26 protein-coding genes and 1 pseudogene are annotated in these 22,416 nt (G+C 65.9%); 7 read left to right on the forward strand and 20 right to left on the reverse strand.

All coding sequences use genetic code 11. The features are described from left to right. Positions 1-11: 11 nt before the first annotated feature. The 3 genes from DB459_RS10835 to DB459_RS10845 are packed head-to-tail and all read right to left on the reverse strand — an operon-like array spanning position 12 to position 2,402. Entirely contained in the window at positions 12-1,355 is a 1,344-nt protein-coding gene (locus DB459_RS10835; protein WP_253712848.1) for an MATE family efflux transporter, read from the reverse strand. After that, complete coding sequence (locus DB459_RS10840) at positions 1,355-2,089, reverse strand: MBL fold metallo-hydrolase (protein WP_253712849.1); 735 nt, start codon at positions 2,087-2,089, stop codon at positions 1,355-1,357. The genes DB459_RS10835 and DB459_RS10840 overlap by 1 nt, the downstream gene beginning before the upstream one ends. A gap of 10 nt (positions 2,090-2,099) precedes the next feature. Next, positions 2,100-2,402, reverse strand: a complete 303-nt coding sequence (locus DB459_RS10845; RefSeq protein ID WP_253713518.1) for a DUF6460 domain-containing protein — start codon at positions 2,400-2,402, stop codon at positions 2,100-2,102. Positions 2,403-2,608: 206 nt separating this feature from the next. Here DB459_RS10845 and ltnD point away from each other — a divergent pair, with 206 nt between their 5' ends. Genes ltnD through otnK form a run of 3 tightly spaced genes read left to right on the forward strand, consistent with a single transcriptional unit; the run spans position 2,609 to position 5,660 of the window. Then, positions 2,609-3,595 (forward strand): L-threonate dehydrogenase, encoded by a 987-nt coding sequence (ltnD, locus tag DB459_RS10850; RefSeq protein ID WP_256519343.1) that lies wholly within the window; start codon positions 2,609-2,611, stop codon positions 3,593-3,595. Positions 3,596-3,621: 26 nt separating this feature from the next. Then, complete coding sequence (gene otnI / locus DB459_RS10855; protein WP_253712851.1) at positions 3,622-4,404, forward strand: 2-oxo-tetronate isomerase; 783 nt, start codon at positions 3,622-3,624, stop codon at positions 4,402-4,404. Continuing rightward, complete coding sequence (otnK, locus tag DB459_RS10860; protein WP_253712852.1) at positions 4,401-5,660, forward strand: 3-oxo-tetronate kinase; 1,260 nt, start codon at positions 4,401-4,403, stop codon at positions 5,658-5,660. Before otnI ends, otnK begins: the two co-directional genes overlap by 4 nt. A 46-nt stretch (positions 5,661-5,706) precedes the next feature. Here the strand turns inward: otnK and DB459_RS10865 are convergent, their stop codons facing one another. Genes DB459_RS10865 through DB459_RS10875 form a run of 3 tightly spaced genes read right to left on the reverse strand, consistent with a single transcriptional unit; the run spans position 5,707 to position 8,763 of the window. Next, on the reverse strand, positions 5,707-6,483 hold the full coding sequence (locus DB459_RS10865; protein WP_253712853.1) for an enoyl-CoA hydratase/isomerase family protein: 777 nt from the start codon (positions 6,481-6,483) through the stop codon (positions 5,707-5,709). A 29-nt stretch (positions 6,484-6,512) separates the two neighbouring features. Continuing rightward, positions 6,513-7,673 (reverse strand): acyl-CoA dehydrogenase family protein, encoded by a 1,161-nt coding sequence (locus DB459_RS10870; RefSeq protein ID WP_253712854.1) that lies wholly within the window; start codon positions 7,671-7,673, stop codon positions 6,513-6,515. A 22-nt stretch (positions 7,674-7,695) separates the two neighbouring features. Next, positions 7,696-8,763 carry an acyl-CoA dehydrogenase family protein gene (locus DB459_RS10875; protein ID WP_253712855.1) on the reverse strand — a complete coding sequence of 356 codons (1,068 nt, stop codon included), beginning with the start codon at positions 8,761-8,763 and terminating at the stop codon, positions 7,696-7,698. A gap of 261 nt (positions 8,764-9,024) precedes the next feature. On the opposite strand from DB459_RS10875, the gene DB459_RS10880 reads away from it, so the two are divergent. Beyond that, positions 9,025-9,804, forward strand: a complete 780-nt coding sequence (locus tag DB459_RS10880) for an SDR family NAD(P)-dependent oxidoreductase (RefSeq protein ID WP_253713519.1) — start codon at positions 9,025-9,027, stop codon at positions 9,802-9,804. Between the two features lie 51 nt (positions 9,805-9,855). Here the strand turns inward: DB459_RS10880 and DB459_RS10885 are convergent, their stop codons facing one another. Beyond that, entirely contained in the window at positions 9,856-10,128 is a 273-nt protein-coding gene (locus DB459_RS10885) for a GlsB/YeaQ/YmgE family stress response membrane protein (RefSeq protein ID WP_253712856.1), read from the reverse strand. 52 nt (positions 10,129-10,180) lie between these two features. After that, positions 10,181-10,723 (reverse strand): YidB family protein, encoded by a 543-nt coding sequence (locus DB459_RS10890; RefSeq protein ID WP_253712857.1) that lies wholly within the window; start codon positions 10,721-10,723, stop codon positions 10,181-10,183. A 265-nt stretch (positions 10,724-10,988) separates the two neighbouring features. On the opposite strand from DB459_RS10890, the gene DB459_RS10895 reads away from it, so the two are divergent. Beyond that, positions 10,989-11,993: a 2-dehydropantoate 2-reductase gene (locus DB459_RS10895; RefSeq protein ID WP_253712858.1), complete on the forward strand. Its 1,005-nt coding sequence runs from the start codon at positions 10,989-10,991 to the stop codon at positions 11,991-11,993. Positions 11,994-12,009: 16 nt separating this feature from the next. On the opposite strand, the gene DB459_RS10900 is transcribed toward DB459_RS10895, so the two are convergent. The 3 genes from DB459_RS10900 to DB459_RS10910 form a co-directional block, all read right to left on the reverse strand. Beyond that, complete coding sequence (locus tag DB459_RS10900; RefSeq protein ID WP_253712859.1) at positions 12,010-12,342, reverse strand: GrlR family regulatory protein; 333 nt, start codon at positions 12,340-12,342, stop codon at positions 12,010-12,012. A gap of 76 nt (positions 12,343-12,418) precedes the next feature. Next, the gene (locus DB459_RS10905; protein ID WP_253713520.1) at positions 12,419-12,847 is read right to left on the reverse strand and encodes a DUF1810 domain-containing protein; all 429 of its coding nucleotides are present in this window, start codon (positions 12,845-12,847) and stop codon (positions 12,419-12,421) included. Positions 12,848-12,904: 57 nt separating this feature from the next. After that, positions 12,905-13,399, reverse strand: a complete 495-nt coding sequence (locus DB459_RS10910; protein ID WP_253712860.1) for a hypothetical protein — start codon at positions 13,397-13,399, stop codon at positions 12,905-12,907. Positions 13,400-13,604: 205 nt separating this feature from the next. Between DB459_RS10910 and DB459_RS10915 the strand changes: the two genes are divergently transcribed. Next, complete coding sequence (locus tag DB459_RS10915; RefSeq protein WP_253713521.1) at positions 13,605-13,832, forward strand: hypothetical protein; 228 nt, start codon at positions 13,605-13,607, stop codon at positions 13,830-13,832. Positions 13,833-13,991: 159 nt separating this feature from the next. Then, on the forward strand, positions 13,992-14,231 hold the full coding sequence (locus DB459_RS10920) for a hypothetical protein (protein WP_253712861.1): 240 nt from the start codon (positions 13,992-13,994) through the stop codon (positions 14,229-14,231). Between the two features lie 169 nt (positions 14,232-14,400). Here DB459_RS10920 and DB459_RS10925 read toward each other — a convergent pair. The 9 genes and pseudogenes from DB459_RS10925 to DB459_RS27580 form a co-directional block, all read right to left on the reverse strand. Further along, positions 14,401-15,158 (reverse strand): IS5 family transposase gene (locus DB459_RS10925; RefSeq protein ID WP_253711008.1). Its coding sequence is split into 2 segments (ribosomal slippage): positions 14,401-14,828 and positions 14,828-15,158, totalling 759 coding nucleotides; the frame shifts between segments, so codons are not numbered across the junction. Between the two features lie 395 nt (positions 15,159-15,553). Beyond that, positions 15,554-15,865: an EthD family reductase gene (locus DB459_RS10930; RefSeq protein ID WP_253712862.1), complete on the reverse strand. Its 312-nt coding sequence runs from the start codon at positions 15,863-15,865 to the stop codon at positions 15,554-15,556. A gap of 37 nt (positions 15,866-15,902) precedes the next feature. Then, a complete protein-coding gene (gene paaZ, locus DB459_RS10935; RefSeq protein WP_253712863.1) occupies positions 15,903-17,930 on the reverse strand; it encodes a phenylacetic acid degradation bifunctional protein PaaZ in 2,028 nt (675 codons plus the stop codon). Next, positions 17,927-18,586: a TetR/AcrR family transcriptional regulator gene (locus DB459_RS10940; RefSeq protein ID WP_253712864.1), complete on the reverse strand. Its 660-nt coding sequence runs from the start codon at positions 18,584-18,586 to the stop codon at positions 17,927-17,929. The genes paaZ and DB459_RS10940 overlap by 4 nt, the downstream gene beginning before the upstream one ends. Before the next feature lie 24 nt (positions 18,587-18,610). Then, a complete protein-coding gene (gene paaK / locus DB459_RS10945; RefSeq protein WP_253712865.1) occupies positions 18,611-19,948 on the reverse strand; it encodes a phenylacetate--CoA ligase PaaK in 1,338 nt (445 codons plus the stop codon). Positions 19,949-19,976: 28 nt separating this feature from the next. Then, entirely contained in the window at positions 19,977-20,462 is a 486-nt protein-coding gene (paaI, locus tag DB459_RS10950; RefSeq protein ID WP_253712866.1) for a hydroxyphenylacetyl-CoA thioesterase PaaI, read from the reverse strand. Beyond that, positions 20,462-21,253 (reverse strand): 2-(1,2-epoxy-1,2-dihydrophenyl)acetyl-CoA isomerase PaaG, encoded by a 792-nt coding sequence (gene paaG, locus DB459_RS10955; protein WP_253712867.1) that lies wholly within the window; start codon positions 21,251-21,253, stop codon positions 20,462-20,464. The genes paaI and paaG overlap by 1 nt, the downstream gene beginning before the upstream one ends. A gap of 454 nt (positions 21,254-21,707) precedes the next feature. Then, complete coding sequence (locus tag DB459_RS27575) at positions 21,708-22,103, reverse strand: S41 family peptidase (protein WP_371926977.1); 396 nt, start codon at positions 22,101-22,103, stop codon at positions 21,708-21,710. Further along, positions 22,103-22,408, reverse strand: a pseudogene (locus DB459_RS27580) (S41 family peptidase); the annotation flags it as partial. The pseudogene DB459_RS27580 and the gene DB459_RS27575, both read right to left, overlap by 1 nt. Positions 22,409-22,416: the final 8 nt, after the last annotated feature.

Here is a 22,416-nt window from a genome sequence, read left to right on the forward strand (position 1 = left end):
GGCGAGGGTCGTCACCCGAACGCCTTGCGGACCAGCGCCGGATAGCGCAGCAACTGGGACAAGCCGCGCGCCAGCAGGAAGACCAGCAGCGCGAGCCACAGTCCGCTGTTGCCGAGGCCCTGCATCAGCCACCACGCGGCGAAATAGATGCCGAGCGACAGGATCATCAGGTTGCGCATGTCGCGCGACCAGGTCGCGCCGATGAAGATGCCGTCGAAGGTGTAGGCGAGGGCGCCGCACAGCGGTGCCAGTGCCGCCAGCGTCAGATAGAGGCGCGCGGTGGCGCGGACCGCCTCGCTGGTGGTGATGATGTCGATCAGCACTGCGCCGGCGAGGAGAAAGGCGAGGCTGACCGCTGCGCCGAAGCCGATGCCCCAGCCCACCACGAGGCGCACCGCGCGCCGGAAACCACCGCCGTCATGGGCGCCGGTGGTGTGGCCGCAGAGCTGTTCCGCGGCGGTTGCAAGGCCGTCGAGAAAGAACGAGCCGATCAGCATGAAATTGTTCAGCACCGCGTTGGCCGCAAGAACGTCATCCCCCGCGCGGGCGCCCTGGGCGGTGAAGAACAGGAAAGCGGCAATCAGCGCCGCGGTGCGGATCAGGATGTCGCGATTGATGGCGACGAGCCGCCGCCATTCCTCGCCTCGCAGCAATGCGGCGCGCGCAACGGCGAGCTGGCCGCCCAGCAGGCGCCATGCAATGGCGGCGCCCAGCACAAAGCCGGTGCCCTCGGCAAGGACTGCTGCGGCTGCGGCGCCAACCACACCGGCGCCAAGCCCCAGCACCAGGAACGCGGTCGCCGCGATGTTGACGGCGTTGACGACAACCTGCAGCAATAGCGCCAGGCCGGGGCGCGCCTGCCCGACCAGCCAGCCGAGCAGCACGTAATTGCCGAGCACCAGGGGCGCCGACCATAGCCGTACGTCGAAATAGCTGCGCGCGGCGGCGGTCGCCGCGTCGCTGCCGCCGATCATGGCGAAGATCGCCGCGCCGAGCGGCCGCTGGAGCACCACCAGCGCCGCGCCGAAGGCCAGCGCCAACCCCACTGCCCGCGCCAGCACGGCGCGCCTTTCGCCGTCATCGCCGGCGCCTTGGGCCTGCGCTGTCAGCGCCACGGTGCCCATGCGCAGAAAGCCGAACAGCCAGAACAGGCAATCGAAGGCGACGGCGGCCATGGCGACACCGCCCAGCAATGTCGAATCGCCCAGCCGTCCCACGGCGGCGGTCGCGACGATGCCGAGCAGCGGCGTCGTTAGATTGGCGATCATCGCCGGGCCAGCGATCGCGAAGACGCGGCGCGTGGTCATCGTGACCGGGGCGGCGCGGTCGCGGAGGTCGTCGGCCCGCGCGTCCATTACAAGTCCACTACAAGGCCATCGCTGGCGACGGTGTAGGGCACCTCGTCGGCATGGGAAAGCATCGTCTCGCCAAGATGGGTGAGCACCACGTGCCGGGCGCCGATCCGTGGCAGTTCGGCGGCAAGGCGATCATAGCCGAGGTGATTTCGCACCTCGCGGCCGAATGTGTAGGCCTCGGCGATGAACAGGTCGGCGCCACGGCCGACATCGACCAGCGCGTCGGTCCATTCGGTGTCGCCGGTATAGGCGATCGTACGGCCCTCGACCTCGATGCGGTAGCTGAGGAACGGGCCGCCGGATTGGCCATGGACCGCGGTGCAGGGCGTCACCCGGATCGCGCCGAGGTTCCGCGGCTGATCGGGCACGAGCTCGATCAGATCGAGATCGAAGCGCTGGCGCGTGGCGGAAGAATGCTCGAACAGCGCTTCCATGACCGCGGTGAGCCGCGCCGGCAGCCCCGCGGGTCCGGCGATGGTCAGTGGCCGCTCGCGGCGGCCGAACTGGGCATCGAGAATCAGAAAGGGGAGGCCAGCAAAATGATCGCCGTGGAAATGCGTGATGAGGACGAGATCGATGGCGCCGAGATCGGTGCCGCAGCGCTTGAGCGCCGGCAGCGACGAGGCGCCGCAATCGATCAGGAAATTGACGGTGTCGCCGGTGACGTGAAAGCACGTATTGAAGCGGCCGCCCGAACCGAAGGCATCGCCGCAGCCGACAAACCGCAGCTGCATGGCGTAGTCCTCAGTGCGGCCGTGGCGTGCCGAAGACCCGCGACAACAGCCAGATCGGAATGACGATCACGGCGCCGAGCAGGAAATAGCGCCACAGCCAATTGACAGCATCGAAGCCGAGATCCCAGATCCGCTCGACCAGCAGCTGGATCGAGCGCAGGATGTTCCACGGATCGAAGCCGATGGCCGCGAGCACCACGCCGACCAGGATCGACAGCAGGATCAGTCGAAAGGCGACCGACAACGGCGAACCGCCGAGGAAGCGGCTGAAGGCGTCGCTGCCGTTGCGGGCCTCGATCGGCTTCTGGTCCATAGTCATGTCCTGCCTCCTGTTGTCCGCCGCGTCTTGATCGCGTCCTGATGGTGCACCGCAGCGCGCGGCATCCTGCAACTTGGGAAACCCGGCCACCGCAGTCAAGCGCCGGAAATGAAAATCCTCTTCGTCGGAGCGATGCTGGCCCTCGTGCTGGTCGTCCGCTTCGGAAAAGCGGTATCCTGCGCCGCAGGTCGTGTCTTAAGATGAATATTCCGCAACACCGGCGCCGCGCCGCCGTTCAAGATAAAGCTGTAGGTTCGATGGAAACGCGTTCACTTGGTGCAATTGACGGGACTGTGGCTGTGCTGGGCCTCGGTTCGATGGGCTTCGGCATGGCGGCGTCGCTTCGCCGCAAGGGCTTTGACGTCGCGGGCTTCGACCTGAGGCCCGAAGTCGCGGCGCGCTTCGTCGCCGAGCATGGTGGCCGTGCCGTCGCGTCGGCGCGCGAGGCCGCCAGGGATGCCGCGGCCGTGGTGGTCGTCGTCGTCAATGCCGACCAGACCGAGGCGGTGCTGTTCGGCGCCGAGGGCATTGCGGCCGAGCTCAAGAAGGGCGCTGTGATCCTGTCCTGCGCGACCATGGCGCCGGAGCGGGCCCGCGCGCTGGCGGCCGCTGCCGCGAAGCTTGGCCTGCATTATGTCGACAGTCCGATCAGCGGTGGCGCCCAGCGCGCGGCGGAAGGCGCGCTAACCGTGCTGGCCTCAGGCGAACCGGAGGCCATGGCCAAGGCCGAGCCGCTGCTCGCCGCGGTGGCGGCCAATGTCTATCGTCTTGGCGACGAAGCCGGGATCGGAGCTGCCTTCAAGATGGTCAACCAGCTCCTCGCCGGGGTGCACATTGCCGCTGCGTCCGAGGCCATGGTCTTTGCCGGCCGTCTCGGCCTCGATCTGCGCAAGGTCTACGAGGTGATCACGGCGTCCGCCGGCAATTCCTGGATGTTCGAGAACCGCATGCCCCATGTGCTCGATGGCGATTACGCGCCGCGCAGCGCGGTGGAAATCTTCACCAAGGATCTCGGCATCATCAGCGACATGTCACGGACGGCGAAATTCCCGACGCCGGTCGCGGCGACGGCATTGCAGATGTTCCTGATGACGGCGGCGGCGGGCATGGGCAAGGACGACGATTCCTCGGTGGCGCGGCTCTATGCCCAGATCGCCGACGTCGATCTGCCGAAGCCGAAAACCTGACCCGTTACGCCCTGGAGTTCGTTGCGATGCCGCGCTTCGCCGCCAATCTCACCATGATGTTCAACGAATGGGACTTCCTCGACCGCTTCGCCGCGGCGGCGGATGCCGGCTTCGACGCCGTGGAATTCCTGTTTCCCTACGCCTATCCGCCGGAGGTGATCGCGGAGCGTCTGACGCGCCATCGCCTTGCTCCGGCGCTGTTCAATGCGCCGCCGGGCAATTGGGAGGCCGGCGAGCGCGGTTTTGCCGCGCTGCCGGCGCGGCGCGCGGAATTCGAGGCGTCGATCGCCACTGCGCTCGCTTACGTACGTGCCACCGGCGTGAAACGGCTGCACATCATGGCCGGCATCGCCCCGGCCGGTGATGCCGCCGCCATGGTGGCGTTCGAAAGCGCGGTGCTGTTCGCCTGTGATCAGGCAGCCGGGGCCGAGATCGACATCGTGATCGAGCCGATCAATCCGCGCGACGTGCCGGGGTATTTTCTCAATAATTTCGATGTCGCTGCGGCGCTTGTGCGCAGGCTCAACCGGTCGAACCTGAAGCTGCAATTCGACATCTATCACCGCCAGATCATCCATGGCGACGTGACGCGCGGCCTCGAGGCCATGATGCCGATCATCGGCCATATCCAGACCGCCTCGGTGCCGGAGCGCAATGAGCCGGGCACCGGCGAGCTCGACGATGCCCGCATCTTCGCGCTGCTCGATCGCCTCGGCTACGGCGGCTTCGTCGGCTGCGAATACCGGCCGCGCGGCAAGACCCTCGACGGCCTGTCCTGGCTTGCGCCCTACAGGGGGGAGGGTCGATGATTCTGGGATGCGTCGCCGACGACCTCACCGGCGCCACCGATCTCGCCTTGATGCTGACCCGCGAAGGGCTGCGCACGATGCAGTCGACGGGGCTGCCGCCGGCCGATCTCGATGTCTCGCAGGTCGATGCCGTGGTGGTTGCCCTCAAGTCGCGCACCATTGCCGCCGCCGACGCCGTCCGGCAGTCGCAGGCGGCGGCGGCGGCGCTGCGCCGCCTCGGTGCCCAGCGGCTGCTCTTCAAATACTGCTCGACCTTCGATTCCACCGACCGCGGCAATATCGGCCCGGTGGCCGAGGCGCTGCTCGAATTCGTGGGCGGCGGCGTGACCATTGCCTGTCCTGCCTTTCCCAAGGCGGGCCGCACGATCTATGCCGGCTATCTGTTCGTCAACGGTGTGCCGCTGAACGAAAGTCCGATGAAGGATCATCCGCTGACGCCGATGCACGATGCCAATCTGGTGCGGGTGCTTCAGCGCCAGACCCGCGTCAAGATCGGCCTCATCGACTATGATACCGTGGCCACCGGGCCGCGGGCTGTGCGTGCCGCGCTCGATGCGGGTGGCGATGCCATGTTCATCGTCGACGCCGTCGCCGACGATCAGCTTCGTACCATCGGCGCCGCATGCGCCCATCTGCCGCTGATCACCGGCGGCTCGGGCGTCGCCATGGGCCTGCCCGCGGCGTATCGCGCGGCCGGACTGCTCTCCGCGCTGACCCCGGCGCCGCAGCAGATGGCTGCGCCGGCAGGCCGACGCGCCATTCTTGCCGGCTCTTGCTCGGCGGCAACGCGCGGTCAGGTCAAGGCGGCGATCGCTGCCGGCCTGCCGCATTTGCGCATCGACCCGCTGGAGATTGCGGATGGCGCGCAGACCGCGCTCACCGTGCTGCAATGGATCGACCGCCAGCAGCCCGAAAAGCCCTTCCTGGTCTATTCCAGCGACGATCCCGACACGGTGCGGGCGGTGCAGGAACGGCTCGGTCGCGCCCAGGCCGGCACCATCGTCGAGGACCTGCTTGCGGCGGTGGCCAAGAGGTTGCCCGAGCGCGGCGTCAGCCGTCTCATCGTCGCCGGCGGCGAAACGTCGGGCGCGGTGGTGCAGGCGCTCGGTGCCGAGTTGCTGACCATCGGCCCCGAGATCGATCCCGGCGTGCCGTGGACGCGCAGCCGTGGTGGCCTCGACATGGCGCTGGCGCTCAAGTCCGGAAATTTCGGCGGCGAGGACTTCTTTCTCAAGGCCTGGGATCGGCTGACATAACACGCGGGCGGCCGCGGACCGCCGGGACCGCGCGAGAGTCGGCCGCTCACCGGCCCTTGAAGTTGGGAACGCGACGCTCTGCCATCGCCTTGATGCCTTCCTTGAAGTCTTCGGTAGCACGCAGCCGTGTCTGCTCGGCGAGTTCATGCTCCGTCGCCGCCCTGACCCGGTTGGCGAGCCCCCGGCGTATCGTCGCGCGGGTCGCTACGACGCCGAGCGGCGAGCATTCGGCGATCTCCTCGGCGAGTTTGAACGCCGCCGCGCGGACCTGATCCTGCGCCACCAGCACGCTGGCGAGGCCCATCTTGAAGGCATCCTCGCCGGTCACGCGGCGACTGGTGTAGAACATCAGTGCGGCGTTGGTTTCACCGATCGCTTCCGGCAAGGTGACCGTGAGGCCGAAGCCGGGATGGAAACCCAGCCGGGTGAAATTGGCCGAGAAGCGCGCTTCCGGGCAGGTGACGCGGAAATCCGCCGCCATGGCAAGGCCAAGGCCGCCGCCGATGGCGGCGCCATGCACCGCGGCGATGATGGGCTTCCGGGCGCTGAAGAGACGCACTGCCTCGAGGTAGAGGTGGCCGATCGCGGTGTCGCCGACCGAGCGTTCGGGACTGGGCGCCGGCTCGTTGAAATTGGCGCCGGCGCAGAACGCCTTGCCCTCCGCCGCCAGCACCACCGCGCGCACGGATGGATCCTTGTCGATCGCCTCGACCGCGTTGGCGATCTGCCGGATCAGCAGCAGGTCGAAGAAGTTCAGGGGTGGTCGGCGAATCTCGATGGTGGTGACGAAGCCCGACTGGCTGAGAGCAAGATCCGATGTCATGAAGCGTCCGCTGGTGAAACGAGGGGAAGTCAGCGCAGCCCGAGGCCACGCGCGATGATGCCGCGCAGCACCTCGGTGGTGCCGCCCTGGATGGTCAGTTTGGGTGCGATCCTGGTGGCGAAATCGAGTTGACTGGCGAGCGTCTCGTGATTGCCGGCATCGATATCGATGAAGGCGGCGAGATGGCGCACCCGGTGCGGCAACTGCTGCTCCCACACGGTGCCGATGTCCTTGACGATGGCAGCCTCGACCACGGGCTCCTTGCCGGCCTGCAGCATGCCGGCGACCGATACCGACATGCGCCGCATGGCGTGAAGCTGGGCTACCAGGCGTCCGACGCCCTCGGCGCCGCGCAGGTCGGGCTCGGGCCCGAGGGCGCGCACCAGTTCGATCAGAACGTAGGAGGTCTCCAGGAAGCGCTCCGGTCCGCTGCGCTCATAGGCGAGTTCGCTCGTCGCCTGCTTCCAGGCGCCGTCGATCTCGCCGAGCACGTGATCGTCGGGCACGAAAGCGTCCTGGAATACGACCTCATTGAATTCCCGCAATCCGTTGATCTGGCCGATGGGGTTGACGGTGATGCCCGCCGTCTTCATGTCCACCAGGAATTGCGTCAGGCCGTGACGGCGGTTCTCCCTGGTCGGGGGCGACGTACGGAAGATGCCGAGCATGTAGTCGGCGATGTGCGCCGAGGTGGTCCAGATCTTGGTGCCGTTGATCAGCCAGCCGCCGCCCGTCCTGGTCGCTTTCGTTTTCGCGGCGAACAGATCGGAGCCGGAATTCGGCTCGCTCATGCCGATGGCGAAGCAGACCTCGCCGCGGCAGATCCGCGGCAGGATGTTCTGCTTGATGTGCTCCGGCGCGTAGCGCAGCAGCACCGGTCCGCTCTGTCGATCGGCCACGAAGAAGCGCCGGGTCGGCGCATTGGCGACGCGCATCTCCTCGGTGACGACATAGCGTTCGAGGAAGCTGCGTTCGTGGCCGCCATATTTCTTCGGCCAGGTCATGCCGATCCAGCCGCGTTCGCCGACGCGGCGGCTGAAGCCGGGATTGTCATTGTCCTCGCTCTGCGGCCGATGAGGATCGAAGCTGCCGGCTGCGATCTCGTCGGCGAGGAAGGCGCGCACGTCGCGCCGTAGCGTCTCGCATTCGGGCGGCAGGCGGATCGGGTCGAAATGCAGCGCAGCGGTCAAGTAAATTCTCCTCGCCGAGCGGTCATCGTGCCGCCACCAGCGGCCACAACTGATCGGCGCCGAGGGCGGCGACGCGGCGGCCGAGTTGCGCGGCCCAATGGCTGTCGTGGCCGAAGTCGTCGCGCCAGCCCAGGGCATGCAGCGTATAGCGATGCAGCACATGCTCGCTGGTGAAGCCGATGGCGCCGTGGACCTGATGGGCGACGGCGGCACCGATTTCCGCGGCTTCGGCGCAGCGGATCTTGGCGGCAGCCGCTTCGAGCAGGAGCGCATCGCCGCTGGCGCCATGGGCCAGGGCGTCGGCCGCCGAACTCGCCGCTGTCACCGCTGCGGCCACCTCGCCGGCGAGGCGCGCGAGGTTGTGCTGGATCGCCTGGAACTTGGCGATCGGCCGCTCGAAGGCGACGCGCTGGTTGGCGTAATTCACCGTGATGTCGAGCGCGGTTTCCAGGCAGCCGGCGATCTGCAAGCTGCGCGCGATCGCGCCGATGATCAAAAGGTCATCGGCCGCGAAACCGACCGGCGCGGCAGCGCTCGCCACGATGGTCGCGCCGTCAAAGACGACGGTGTCCGAGGCGTTGCCGGCCAGGTTGATGCCTGCGGTGATCCGGCAGGTGTCGGTCGCCACCAGCGCGATAACGGGGCCTTGAGTCGCCTCGGCGACGATGGCGAGATGGCGCGCCTCCCGCGCGAACGGCACGCTGCGCGCGCGGCCCTGCAGCCGTCCGTCGGCATCGATGTGGACGCGATCCTTGGGGTTGGTGGGCGCTACGGTCATGGCGCCGCCCGGCGATTTGATGCCGGCGCGCGCCAGCAGCCAGCCGGCCAGCAGGGTCTCGGCAAGGGGCACGGCCAGAGCCGCACGACCGGCTGCCTGCAGCACGCCGAAGCCGTCGGCGAGTCCGGCGCCGGCACCGCCCAGCTCCTCGGGCACCCAGGCGAGCGTCAGGCCGGCATCGGCGAGCGCGGTCCATAGCGGCACCTTCCAGTCGGCCGAAGCGGAGCGGATGATCGTCCGGCTGTCGGCGAGATCGGCAAAGATGCGTGCGGCCGTATCGACGACGATGTTGTCGCAGGTGTCGTGGCCCAAACGAGTCCTCCCGACCTGATAACCGCTTCTCGTGCCGTCACGGGACGGGCAGTCGTGTTGCGCGGCATGATGGGGAAAACCACGCTCACTGACAAGCACGCGGCCGCTACGCTGCTTGCGGGTGCACATGCACCAGCGGCATCATCCTGCCGGATATTCCGCATGACGGTCGCATGGAATCGTTGTCGCCGCGGCGACACTGCGGTTAGCCTGCGTCAACATCCGAATATGAATTCGACTGGGCAGGAAGGAGCACAAGGAATGACGACGCAAACTTTACGCGTGATCGTGACCGGCGCCGCGTCGGGACTGGGTGCGGCGACCGCGCGCGGCCTCGCCTGTCCCGGGGCGAAGCTGGTGCTCAATTACGGCTCCAACGCCGATGGCGCAGAAGAGGTGGCTGCGGCCTGCCGATCCGCCGGTGCCGAGGTCGCGGTCGTGCAGGGCGATGTCTCGATCGATGCAAATTGCCGCCGCATTGCCGAGGCCGCAAACGGCTGGGGCGGGCTCGATGCGCTCGTCAACAATGCCGGCATCACGCGCCATGTCGAACACTCGCAGCTCGAAGGCCTTGAGGCGACGGACTTTCAGCGCATCTTTGCCGTCAATACGATCGGCCCCTACCAGATGGTCCGTGCCGCACGCGCGCTGCTCGAAGCCGGCGCCCGGGAGCGCGGGCGCGCTTCCGCAGTGGTCAATGTCTCGTCGATCGCCGGCCTGAGCGGGGTCGGGTCTTCGATTGCCTATGTGGCGAGCAAGGGCGCGCTCAACGCGATGACGCTGTCCCTGGCGCGGGCGCTGGCGCCTGCGGTCCGGGTCAATGCGGTTTGCCCGGGCTATATCGATACCGAGTGGTTCGTGAAGGGGCGCGGCGCCGAGGCCGCCGGCAAGGTTCGCGAGATGGTGGAGGCGAGAGTGCCGCTGCGGGTGGCTTCCAGCGCGGAAGATGTCGCCGGGGTGGTCTGCTTCATGGCGGGACCACAATCGGGGCATATGACCGGCGAACTGGTGCGTATCGATGCCGGCATGCACCTGGGGTGAAACGGGCACTGCGCCCTTGCGCCTAAAGACGCAGTGCCGTTGTCAGGGTTTTCACTGACGGTCGCGGATCACGCCCGAGGCCACCAGACGATTCCAGATGAACAGCACCACCACCGCGCCGATGGTGGCGGTGATGAACCCCGCCCCCTGATTGGGGCTGTAGTGACCGATCGCTTGCCCGATCCATGTCGCAATGAAGGCGCCGGCGATGCCGAGCACGGTAGTGAGAATAAATCCTTGCGGATTGTTCGGGCCCGGCGAAATCAGGCGGGCCAGTATGCCGGCGATGAAGCCGACGACGATGATCCAGAGGAGGCCGCTCATCCCGTCTTTCCTTTTGCTGCTGCTGTGTCGCTGTCGTGGAAGGCGGCGGTGCTCAGATCATTCGTGAGGCTTCCTGTTCGGTCGGCAGCCTCCCGTCGGGCGTCAGTTGATTGATAGCCTCCGGCAAATGCTGGCTCAGCCCCTCGAGCAGTTCGTCTCGCGACAGCCCGCTCTGCGCCATCATCGTCGAGATCTGATCGGCGCCGAGGGCGTTGGCGAGATCATTGGGCGAGATTTGCTTGTTCGGGCCGGGACTGACCCAGGAATCCGCCTTGTCGCTGTGGCCGGCATCCTGGATCTGCTGGAGCAGATCACCCAGCCCGCCACTCAGGACGCTGCCGGCGGCGCCGCCGGCGAGCAGGCCGCCGAGGATTCCGCCGAGGCCGCCACCTGAAGAAGCCGTCGTGCTCGAGGGAGCCGGTGCGGGACTCGGAGCAGGCGCCGCCTGCGGCTGTCCGCTGACCTTCTTGTAGGCCTTGTAGGCGAGCAGGGCGAGGATGGCCATGGTGAGAGGCGACATGCCGCCGCTACGCTGCTCATCACGCGGCCCGCGCGGGCCGTTCTGCATGCCGTTAAGAACATCGAGTAGGCCCATGGTGGTCTCCTATGTAGCTCGCGGGAAGCCTAGTGCCCGCTTTCCGAAATTCGTGAACCAGTGACGCATCTCCTCCGACGAAATTCGGAGACGGGACACTAGTACCCTTTTGTTTCCGAAGTGCGTGTCCAGAAGATGCCGCGACCGGCAAGATGCGACATTGTGCGCTCCGGCCCGGTCGTCTCGTTCCGGAAGCAAAGTTGCAGTAGAGCAGCAACTCGTCCACGGTGGCGAAATCGTGGCGTCCGGCCGAGACGAGGGATTCATGAGGGGATCGAGGCGGATCGTCGTCGTGGGCGCCGGCAGTGTCGGCTGTTTCGTCGGCGGCATGCTCGCGGCCGAGGGCCTGCCCGTCGCCTTGCTTGCCCGCCGCCGAATCATCGATGAAATCAGCGCCAGCGGCCTGAGGGTCACCACTCTGGAGGGCGTCGACAAACGCGTTTCGCCGGGCGCGATCGAGATGTCCGAGGACCCTTCCGTGCTGCGCGAGGCGGGAATTGTCCTGGTCTGCGTCAAGAGCGCGGATACCTCTGCGATGGGAGCGATCATTGCCACCCACGCCCCGCCGGACGCCGTCATCGTCAGCCTGCAGAACGGCGTCACCAATGTCGGCGTGCTGGAAGCTCAAGCCGCCGGCCGGAAGGTGCTGGCGGGCATGGTGCCGTTCAACGTGGTTGCCTTGGGCAAGGGGCGCTTTCATCGCGCCACGTCGGGAGACATCGTCATTGCCCGCGATGAAGCCGGCACCGCGACCCGGCTGTCGGTGCCCGACCTGAAGGTGCAGGCGGCGGCCGACATGACCGGTCTGCAATGGGGCAAGCTGCTGCTCAATCTCAACAATGCGCTGAATGCACTGTCGGGTCTGCCGTTGCGCCAGCAACTGTCGCAGCGCCGGTGGCGATGTCTGCTCGCCGACCAGATCGCGGAGGCGCTGAGGGTTCTGGCCGCGGCGGGGATCAAGCCGGCAACGATGACGCCGCTGTCGCCGTCCTTCATTCCTTTCGTTCTGCGCCTGCCGGACTGGGCGTTTCGCCTTGTCGCGGGGGCGATGATCCGGATCGATCCGCAGGCGCGGTCCTCGATGTGGGAGGACATGCAGCGCGGTCGTCCCACCGAGGTCGATTATCTGCAGGGTGCGGTGCTCGGGTTCGCCCGGCGATACAAATGCGCGGCGCCGCTGTCGGCCCGGATCGTGGCGTTGATCAAGGCTGCAGAAGGCCGGAGAGAGTTGCCGGCCATGGTGCCGGATGAGATTCGTCGCGGACAATGACGAATGCGGAAAACGATCACCAATCAGAGTCGGCGACGCGACGCAGCGTCGCGTTGAAGCGGATGCTCTGCTTGCCGTAGAAGGTCAGATCGCCTTCGCCGGCCTTGCCGGAAAAGCCGATGCTGACGGGTTTGCCGCCGAACAGCGGTGCGACGTCGCGGGGCCGGGTGTGCTGGTCGATCTGCACCTCGCCCTTGATGGTGTCGCCCTGGACCGAGTAGCTGCCCGTGTAGAACAGGAAGGCATCGCCGCCGAGGATGCGGCCGTCCCGAAAGATGATGACGGCGCTGCCCTTGCCGAAATGGCCGTCCAGCGTCCTGACGTGAATCGAGTAGAGCCCGTTCTTCATCGCCGCGGTCCCCAGCGCGCCATCCGGCTCGATTTATGACACGCCGGGGGGCTACGGCAACTCCAGCCTTGGCCGCTCAGAGCCGGGCCAGGGTGGCGGTATCGGGAGCGCCGTCGAAATATTTTTTCAGCGCGTCCTTGAACAGCGATTCATCCGGCGCGGCCTGCGCGAACAGCGTCATGCAGGAATGGAATTTCATATCGTCCGGGCTGCCGAAGATCGCGTTGATGGAGCGCTCCTGCACTGCCAGAACGAGACGGGTGCATTCGCGAAGGCGTTCGCCCAGCACCGGGTGGGCGAGATAGGCGCTCGCTTCGGCGAGGGAGGCAATGGCGTAACGCTGCGCCACGGCGCTGAAGCCGAGGCCGGCGATCTGAGGAAAGATGAACCACATCCAATGGCTGCGCTTCCGCCCGGCACGCAGCTCTGCCTGCACCGCCGGATAGACGCCGTCCTGGGCGCTCACGAAGCGCTGCAGATCGTGGACGTCGTCTACCGATAACATCAATCAAGTCCGCTCCACTGGCGTGCGACACGCGTCGGCGCTGCTGCGAGCCGGCGCTTACGACCGCGCCAAGGCAATGGTCACACCGGAGAATTCGGTGCCCTCGGACGAGATCTTTACCGTCTGGCGATTGCCGCGGGTGGTCAGTGTCAGGTTGGCTGTAAATGTCGGCGACGACACCACCACCTGAAACAGGCCGGCCTGGGCTCGGCCCTGCAAGGCGCCGTTGACGCCGCGCGTCGCCTCCGCCCAGGTGCCGCTGATCTGGCCGCCGCTGGCGTGGACGTTGCTGCTGAGCTCGAAGCGGTAGCTGTCGCTGGCGCAGCGCAGCGTCTGCTGCAACGCATGGCCGTCTTCGCCCACCGCGTAAGTCGCGCGACACTTGATGCGCTCGCGGGTGCCGCTCGCCAGCGAGATTGACCCGGTCCCGCTCCACACGCCTGCAAGGCCGGCGAACGGCGCCGATTGCGCGCTGGCGAGGGTCGGCGCGAGCGAGATGGCAACCGCGATACCGGCGACGGCGCCGCGGGCGACGGCAAGAAGTTTGATCATGGACCGGGTATCCCCCCAGGAATAACTGAAAGTAGAATTCAGCAAAAACCATGGCAGCGGAAGATTGTTCCGCGAAAAGCGGCCGAATTTGGATGCCGGCGATTCACCGGTGGCCCATTTTGGTGCAGATCTCCCGTGCACCATCCGGAACCAAAGCGGCGATGGCGCCATTTCCATCACCTGGATGTTTTGCGGAGATGACAGGATGACAAAAGTCGCCGTCGCTGCGGTCGTGCTCGCTTGCGTCGTCGGTGCCGGTGGGCCGGCCGATGCAAAGGGTTGCCTGAAGGGAGCCGTGGTCGGCGGGATCGCCGGTCATTATGTGGGCCACCATGGATTTATGGGCGCTGCCGCCGGCTGCGTGGTGGGTCGGCACGAGGCCAGCAAGCGCCAAACCGGTCAGCCGCAGGATGCCAACTCTCAGCGCCGCTGAACGTGACTTTCGCGGCATTTGCGCCTAAGAAACGAGTCGCGCCGCTGTCCGGACCAGCCGGAGGCGTGCGTCCTGTCTTTCATGTCCGAGCATGAACGCTCCGGCCGTCGGTTGACGAAGCCTCCGGATGCGCGCCCGGCAACATACGGTGAGGATGCCTTGAAGAAGCCCGTGCTGTCGCTCGATGAGATCGAGGCGAAGAAACCGCGACGCGCTGATCTGCCCCCCAACGAAGGATATGTCCTGGTGGTGGACGGTCATTTCAAGAGTGAATTCAAGACGGTCGAGGCGGCCGAGGAAGCCGGCGGCAAGCTGAAGACCAAGTTCCCCAAACTGCAGATTCAGATCTACGACGCCGCCACCAAGACTCGCTCGCCGTTGCACTGGCCGCCGGGCTGAACCTGCCGCCCTGGGCACGCCCGCCCGCACTCAGCTGTTATGACACGCGCAAGCAGCCGGCATGAGCAGGGTCACTTCCCTTCGCGCATCAGGGCGTAAGCGCTCTGTGCCATGGCCGCCGGCCGGGCGTCGGTTGCACTAGCAATGATCATCATTCTAAGGCCTGTCCTCAATTGAGCCAGATGATAACCGCCGCGAGGTGGATTGCGGCGAGGAAATTTCTGGCGGTTTTGTCGTAGCGGGTAGCGATGGCGCGGTATTGCTTGAGCTTGCAGAAGAAATTCTCGATGAGATGGCGTGCCTTATAGGCGTGCTTGTCGAAATCGCGCTGGAGCTGCCGGTGGCGCCTGGGCGGGATCACGACCGACTTTCCCCGTGCCAGCAAAGGGGCAATCACCCGTTCGTCGGCGTCGAAGGCCTTGTCTGCCAATAAGGCGTCGGCCGCCATGTCGGGCAGCAGTGCATCGGCGCCCTCCAGATCATGGGCTTGGCCGGGCGTCAGGATGAAGTCCAGCGGATTGCCCAGGGCATCGACAAGCGCATGGATCTTGGTGCTCAGCCCGCCTTTGCTGCGCCCGATAGCTTGGTTTTCGCCGTCTTTTTTTGTGCGCCGGCACTGTGCTGATGCGCCCGCACGATCGTGCTGTCGATCATCGCGTACTCATTGTCGGCATCGCTCGCCAGCATCTTAAACAGCTTCTTCCACACCCCGCTCTTCGTCCAGCGCGAAAAACGCGTATGTATCTTGATCGGATCGCCGAAGCGTTCGGGCAAATCTCGCCAAGGGATCCCGGCTCGATAGCGGTAGATCACCGCTTCTACAAACAGCCGATTGTCTTTGGCCGTGACCCCTACATGCCCTTCACGTCCGGGCAAAATATCCTTGATCCTATCCCATTGATCGTCCCGAAGGGCGTAGCGGCGCATTTGGTCAGCTCCGAATCAGCTGACCGCCTATGAATCATGCGATAATCTGCTTGGGAATCCTCTAATTGAGGACAGGCTCTAGCGTCCTGTCTCCGAATTACCGCTTCGTTTGCCTCACCCTCGCACGGTCATTCGGAGACATCAGGACACTAGCAAAATCAAAAAGCTAGTGTGGCTTATGTCTCGCAATTGCCTACGAGAGGCTTGCCGCAAAGGCGGTAGGCAATTGCGAGACGCCACACTGCCACACTAGTGCGGTTTTGGATCTGACGCTCGTATGAAGAGCTCGCTGCAATACTGATACGAGCGTCAGATCCACCGCACTAGTGCCCGCTTTCCGAAGTTCGTGTCCGGAAGATGCCGCAACTGACCCACGAACTTCGGAATCGTCATCTTCAAACGATGATCTCGTTGATCTGCACAACCCCACGCTTGTCGGTGAAGTTGGCGACGTCGCCGGAGACCTCGCGGCCGTGAGCCGCACCGGCCGCCTTGTAGGCCTCCAGCGAGGTGAACGTCATCAACGTCATCAGCCTGAAATCGGGTGCGCTGCCATCGGCCTTGGCGGTGCCGCGCACTACCCTGACGTCGGTCATGCCATGTGGCGTCCAGCGCTGCCTCACCAGCGCGATGTGCGTCTTGAGGTAATAGTCCATGTCGAAGCGGATGCCGGTATCGGCCGGATAGATGACGCTGACCATGATCATGATGTCGGTTCCTGTCGCGATTGGCTCTGCGCCGGCGTTATGCGCGCAGCGCATTCATGGTCAGCAGCTCGTAGGTCGCGGCGGTCTCGCCGGTGCCGGTGATGATCTCGACGTCCCAGCGGACCTCGCCATATTGCGCGTTGCGAGGCGCCTTCTCCTTGGCGGTCAGCCGCACCTTGATGCTCTCGCCGGGCCGCACCGGTCTTGTGAAGCGCAGCGAATCGAGACCGTAATTGGCCAGCACCGGCCCGGGATCGGGATCGACGAACAATCCGGCCGCGAAGGACAGCAGCAGATAGCCATGGGCGACCCGGCCGGTGAAGAAGGGATGACCGCGCGTCGCCTCCTCGTCCATATGGGCGTAGAAGGTATCGCCGGTGAAATGGGCGAAGTGCTCGATGTCTTCGAGGCTGATGCTGCGCTCGGCCGACAGGAAGGTCTGGCCGATGGCGAGATCGTCGAAGCCATAGCGGAACGGATGCCGTTCCATCGTCACTTCCGGCGCGCCCTTGCTCCAGCTTCCGGTGACCGCGGCGAGCAGGGCGGGGGAGCCCTGCAGCGCGGTGCGCTGCATGTAATGGGCGAGGCTGCGGATGCCGCCGAGCTCCTCGCCGCCGCCGGCGCGGCCGGGTCCACCATGGACGAGATGAGGCATCGGTGAGCCGTGCCCGGTGCTCTCGCTGGCGCAGTCGCGATCGACCACCAGCAGCCGGCCGTGGAAAGCGCCGATACCGAACACCACGTCGCGCGCCGTCGTGGCGTCGTGAGTGAACAGCGAAGCGACGAGGCTGCCGCCGCCGCGATTGGCGAGTGCAACGGCTTGTCCGATGCCGTCGTAGCCCATCACGGTGGCTACCGGGCCGAACGCTTCGATCGCGTGGACCTTGCTGGCGGTCTGCGCGTCGGCGCAGTGAAGCAGCAGCGGCGGCACGAAGGCGCCGCGGCCGGCGTCGGCGCCCTCGACGGTGAAATTGTCCGGATCGCCGAACGTCAGTTCGGCCTCGCTGCGCAGTTGCGCGACATGGGCGAGGACGTCACGCCGCTGGTCGAGGCCGACCAGCGGCCCCATGCGCACCCCCTCGATCGCCGGATTGCCGATCCGCACCGCGCCGAGGCGGCTTCGCAGCGCCTCGATGACCGCGCCGACGTATTCGTTCGGTGCCAGGGCGCGGCGGATCGCGGTGCATTTCTGCCCCGCCTTCACTGTCATCTCGCGCACGATTTCCTTGATGAAGAGGTCGAATTCCGCCGTGCCCGGCGTCGCATCGGGGGCGAGGATCGCGGCATTGAGGGAATCGCGCTCGGCGATGAAGCGCACTGCATTGCGGGCGATCATCGGGTGGCGCTGCAGGGTTTCTGACGTCGCCGCCGAGCCGGTGAAGGCCACGACATCCTGACAGGTGAGGTGATCGAACAGATCGCCGGTGGAGCCGACGACGAATTGCAGGACGCCCTCGGGCAGGATCTTCGAATCCACGATCAGGCGCATCAGGGCATGGGCGACATAGGCGGTGACCGTGGCGGGCTTGGTCACCACCGGAGCGCCGGCGAGCAGGGCGGGCGCGAACTTCTCAAGCAGCCCCCAGCAAGGGAAGTTGAAGGCGTTGATGTGCACGGCGACGCCATGCAGCGGCGTGACGATATGGCGGCCGGCGAAGCTACCGCCCTTGCCGAGTGGCTCGACGCCGCCGTCGAGCAGGAAGCTGGAGTTGGGCAGTTCGCGCCGGCCCTTGCCGGCATACACGAACAGCGTGCCGATGCCGCCCTCGATATCGATGGCCGCATCGCCGCGCGTTGCGCCGGCATGAAGCGACAGGCGGTAAAGCTCGTCCTTGCGCTCGGTCAGATGCTGCGCCAGCTTCTTGAGGAGGTCGGCGCGCTGGTGAAAGGTCAGGCGTCGCAGCGCCGTGCCGCCGGTGCCGCGGCCAAAGGCGAGGACCGCCGCCATGTCGAGTCCGCCGCTGGTGGCCTCGGCGACCACGTCGCCGGTGACGGCGCTGCGGATTTCGATGCGGTCGGCACCGGGCGCGCACCAGCGGCCCTGGACATGGCTTTCGAGCTTCATGGCATCACCTCGGTCTCGGGACGCTTCGGGGCGGCATGCCCCGGAGCTTCAGCGGGCGCGGCGGCGGTGAGACGGCGTGTGCCGTCGCTGATCAGGGTGGTGACGAGCTCGGCGTAGTCGGCGCGGGAGAAGGCGCCGCCGGCGCGGAACCAGAGGTAATGCCAGTTGAGCATGCCGAACAGCGACATGGTCACCGGCTTGAGCATCGCCGTGCCCTTGAGTTGCGGCGCGACGCCGGCCATCGCCTCGGCGAACAGCGTCACCAGCTCACGCTCCATCGCCTTGAGTTCAGCCTGACGATCCTTCGGCAGCAGCCGCAGGCTGTTGATCTGAACATTGTGCTGGGCGTCGGCGTCACGATAAGCCTCGAGCAGCGCGGCGACCATGCCACGCAGGCGCTTTCGCGGCGGTGCCGCGGCATCGTCCGCCGCTTCGACCACCTCGATCAATTCGGCGAGATGGCAGCGGATGACGTCGAACAGCAGTTCGTCCTTGTCCTTGTAGTAGTGATAGAGGTTGGCCTTGGACACGCCGCAGGCCTCCGCGATGCGGCTCATGGAGGCGCGGTCGTAGCCGTGTTCGGAAAACAGCTCGGCCGAGCGGTCGAGGATCGATCGCCGTTTGTCGTCGTAATCGCTGGCGCGGGAGCGGGCCATCGGGGTGGTTTGATCCTTTGATCTCTATTGGTCCTTGGGGCGGCGATCGATGATTCGCCGTGCCTTGCCGAGCGAGCGTTCGAGCGATTCGGGATCGCGCACATGGATGCGCGCGGTGATGCCGATGGTCGATTTGATCGAATGGGCGAGCTCGGCGGCGGCGGCCTTGCGCGACTCCGGATAGTCGGCCTCGGGCCGGACCTCCACATGGACATCCATATTGTCCATGCGGCCCTCGCGGCTGAGCTCAATGACGTAATGCATCGACAGCGTGGCGATGGCCGCCAGCTTCTCCTCGATCTGGGTGGGGAAGACATTGACGCCGCGCACGATCATCATGTCGTCGCTGCGGCCGGTGACCTTTTCCATGCGGCGCAGCGGCCGCGCGGTGCCCGGCAACAGGCGGGTGAGGTCGCGGGTGCGATAGCGGATCACCGGCATCGCCTCCTTGGTCAGCGAGGTGAAGACGAGTTCGCCGCGTTCGCCATCGGGCAGCACCGCGCCGGTTTGGGGATCGATCACCTCGGGATAGAAGTGGTCCTCCCAGATGTGCAGGCCGTCCTTGGTTTCGATGCATTCGTTGGCGACGCCGGGGCCCATCACCTCGGAAAGGCCGTAGATGTCTACGGCATGCATGTCGAAGGCGTCCTCGATCTCCTCGCGCATGGCGTTGGTCCAAGGCTCGGCGCCGAAGATGCCGATGCGCAGCGACGACTTGCGCGGGTCGAGGCCCTGTTTGCGGAATTCATCGAGGATCGCCAGCATGTAGGACGGCGTCACCATGATGATGTCGGGCTTGAAATCGTTGATGAGCTGGACCTGGCGCTCGGTCATGCCGCCGGACACCGGCACGACCGTGCAGCCGAGCCGCTCGGCGCCGTAGTGAGCCCCGAGGCCGCCGGTGAAAAGCCCATATCCGTAGGCCACATGGACCATCATGCCGGGGCGGCCGCCGGCGGCCCGGATCGAGCGCGCCACGACGTCGCTCCAGGCGTCGATGTCCGCCGTGGTGTAGCCGACCACGGTCGGTTTGCCGGTGGTGCCCGACGAGGCATGGATGCGGGCGACCTGGCTCTGGGGCACGGCGAACATGCCGAAGGGATAATTGGCGCGCAGATCAGCCTTGGTGGTGAAGGGAAAGCGAGCGAGGTCCTCGAGGTTGTGGAAATCCTGCGGCTTCAGTCCAGCGGAGTCAAAGGCGGAGCGGTAATGCGGCACGTGCTCATAGGCGTGGCGCAAGGACCAGGCGAGGCGCGCGCGCTGCCAGGCGCGCAGTTCGTCGACGGAGGCGCGCTCGAAGCGATCGAGCGCGGCCGGTTCGGGTCGCAGCGCCTTGAGCTTGCGCAATGGAATCTGAAGCACGGTGTCCTCCCGATGTCTTACAATGTCGTTATCGATTGCGCTCTTGCGGTGGGCCCTCGGTCTTCCCCTCGCCGGGAATCCAGTTGCCGCCGATGCTGCGCGCGTGACCGCGGAATTCGGCGACGACGGTGCCCTCGCCATCGCGCACGGTGACGTCGTAGATGCCGTTGCGGCCGCTGCGCGAACGCTCGATGGCCTGGGCGGTCAGGACCGTGCCGCCGCGGACCGGACGGATGAAGGTCACTGCGCACTGATAGGCGACGGCATGAGGGCCATGGCTGTTGCAGGCGAAGGCGAAGGTGGAATCGGCCAGGGTGAAGATGAAGCCGCCGTGGCAGATGCCGTGACCGTTGGTCATGTCCGGCCGCACGGTCATGGCGAGCTCGGCTTCGCCGGGCGCAACGCGACGGATCTCCATGCCGAGACCGCGGCTGGCATTGTCCTCGGCCCACATCGCCCGGGCGCTGTGTTCGGCGCGGGCCTGCGCATTGGCGGGGATCGTGGATTTGTCCATCACGCCCTCCCGGTGAAGCGCGGCGGGCGCTTCTCGAAGAAGGCCGCGACGCCTTCCATGTAGTCCGGCGTTCGTCCTGCCTCACCCTGCAGGTCCCGTTCCCTGTCGAGCTGGCGGTCGAGATCATTGACCTCGGCCTCGTCGAGAGCGCGCTTGATCAGAGCCAGGCCGGCGGTCGGCTGGGCGGCGAAATGGGCAGCGAGGCGATGCGCCTCGCCCATCAGCGCCGCGTCGTCGAGGGCTTTCCAGATCAGGCCCCAGGTTTCCGCCTGCTCGGCGGCAAGGGGTTCGGCGAGCAGGGCGAGGCCGCGGGCGCGGGCGCGGCCGGCGAGGCGTGGCAACAGCCAGCTGCCGCCGCAATCGGGGACGAGGCCGATTTTGGCGAAGCTCTGGACGAACTTGGCCGAGCGCGCCGCCAGCACGATGTCGCAGCCGAAGGCGAGATTGGCGCCGGCCCCGGCAGCGACGCCGTTGACCGCTGCGATCACCGGCAGGGGCAGATCGCGGAGCTTGCGGACGATGGGATTGTAGAGCCGCTCGATGGTCTCTTCGAGCTTCGGGATTTGGCCCGCCGTGGCGACGCCGTCGGACAGATCCTGTCCGGCGCAGAAGCCGCGGCCGGCGCCGGTGAGAATCAGCGCGCGACAGCCTCTGTCGGCTTCCGCTTCGGTCAGGGCAGCGAGCAGGGCACCATGCATGCCCTCGCCGAAGGCGTTGAGGCGGTCGGGGCGGTTGAGGGTGACGACACGGTAGCCGTCTCGGACCTCGGTGAGCACCGGAGCTGCGGTCAATGGATCCTCCCGTGCGGCTCATTCTGCAGCGGCCGCATGAACGATATTGCTATCATTGACCAACCGGTCGGTCAATTATGTGGATGCAATATCCGCGTGGTGTGCTCTGGACCGTTAAGCTGTTATCCGGACGGATAAAGACCGCGCGGCCGTAGCCATGCGGCGGCGAGCAAAAAATTTGAGGCGCCGGGTCTTGAAGAGCGCTCACGTGATTTAAATCAATCGGCCGTCGGCTGCTCGCAGTGAGGCCGGGCCCGCGCGGCTGATGTCGGCGAGCCGCTTGTATCCATGTTGCTTTCCGAAGGACGCGGCTAGTGTCCTGTCTCCGAATTACCGCTCCATTTGCCTCACGCTCGCACGGTAATTCGGAGACATAAAGGACACTAGCAAAATCAAAGCGCTAGTGTGGCTTATGTCTCGCAATTGCCTACCCTCTCTGCGGCAGCGGAAGGCGTTATCGGCTCGCCAGCGCCAGTTTCATCGCTGCGTCCAGGGCGTCGTCAGGGGCGGCTTGGATGTCCGGTATGACGCCAACGCGATCCCAATGGCTCTTCGTCATCGGGCTCTCTGCCCGACCCGACGGCACGAAAACGAAAAGATTCGAGCCGAGCGGAGTTGGGCCATTCGGGTTTCCCCCCGCTCCTCCTTTTGTCTTCGCGCCGACAATGGTCGCGCGCTTGAGAGCTTGTAGCTCGTACGCGAATCCCTCGCCCGCCGAAAAAGTCTCAGGGCCGACCAGAATGTAAACGCGTTTGCTGATGTAGTGGGTGGGCGTCGGGCTGCTCCAGAGCTCTTCGGTCTTGAAGTCTGGTGCGCCCCTGTTGCGGACGATGAAACTATCGACGTGAATGGGTCGCGCCGGATCGAGAAAAAGCTGCTGAGATCCACGGCAGAGGGAGGATAGCCGCCTCTATTGCCCCGCATATCAATGATCAGCGCGTCTGTATCGGCGACGAGACGCATGGCGTTGTCCGCCGCATCCTTGAAAATCTGCGGCGGCACGACCCTGGTGAGACGGATGTGACCGATGTTTCCTTTCAAGCGATCGACCCGCTCGAAACCGGCGTCGTTTGGCGCGGATTGGGCCGGGGACGGCAAACCCCAAAAAACTCGAATATGGCTATCGCTCGTTGCCGACTGAAGGTCGGCGGTCATCCGATGCG

The sequence above is a fragment of the Bradyrhizobium sp. WD16 genome (genome assembly GCF_024181725.1).
Classification (GTDB): domain Bacteria; phylum Pseudomonadota; class Alphaproteobacteria; order Rhizobiales; family Xanthobacteraceae; genus Bradyrhizobium_A.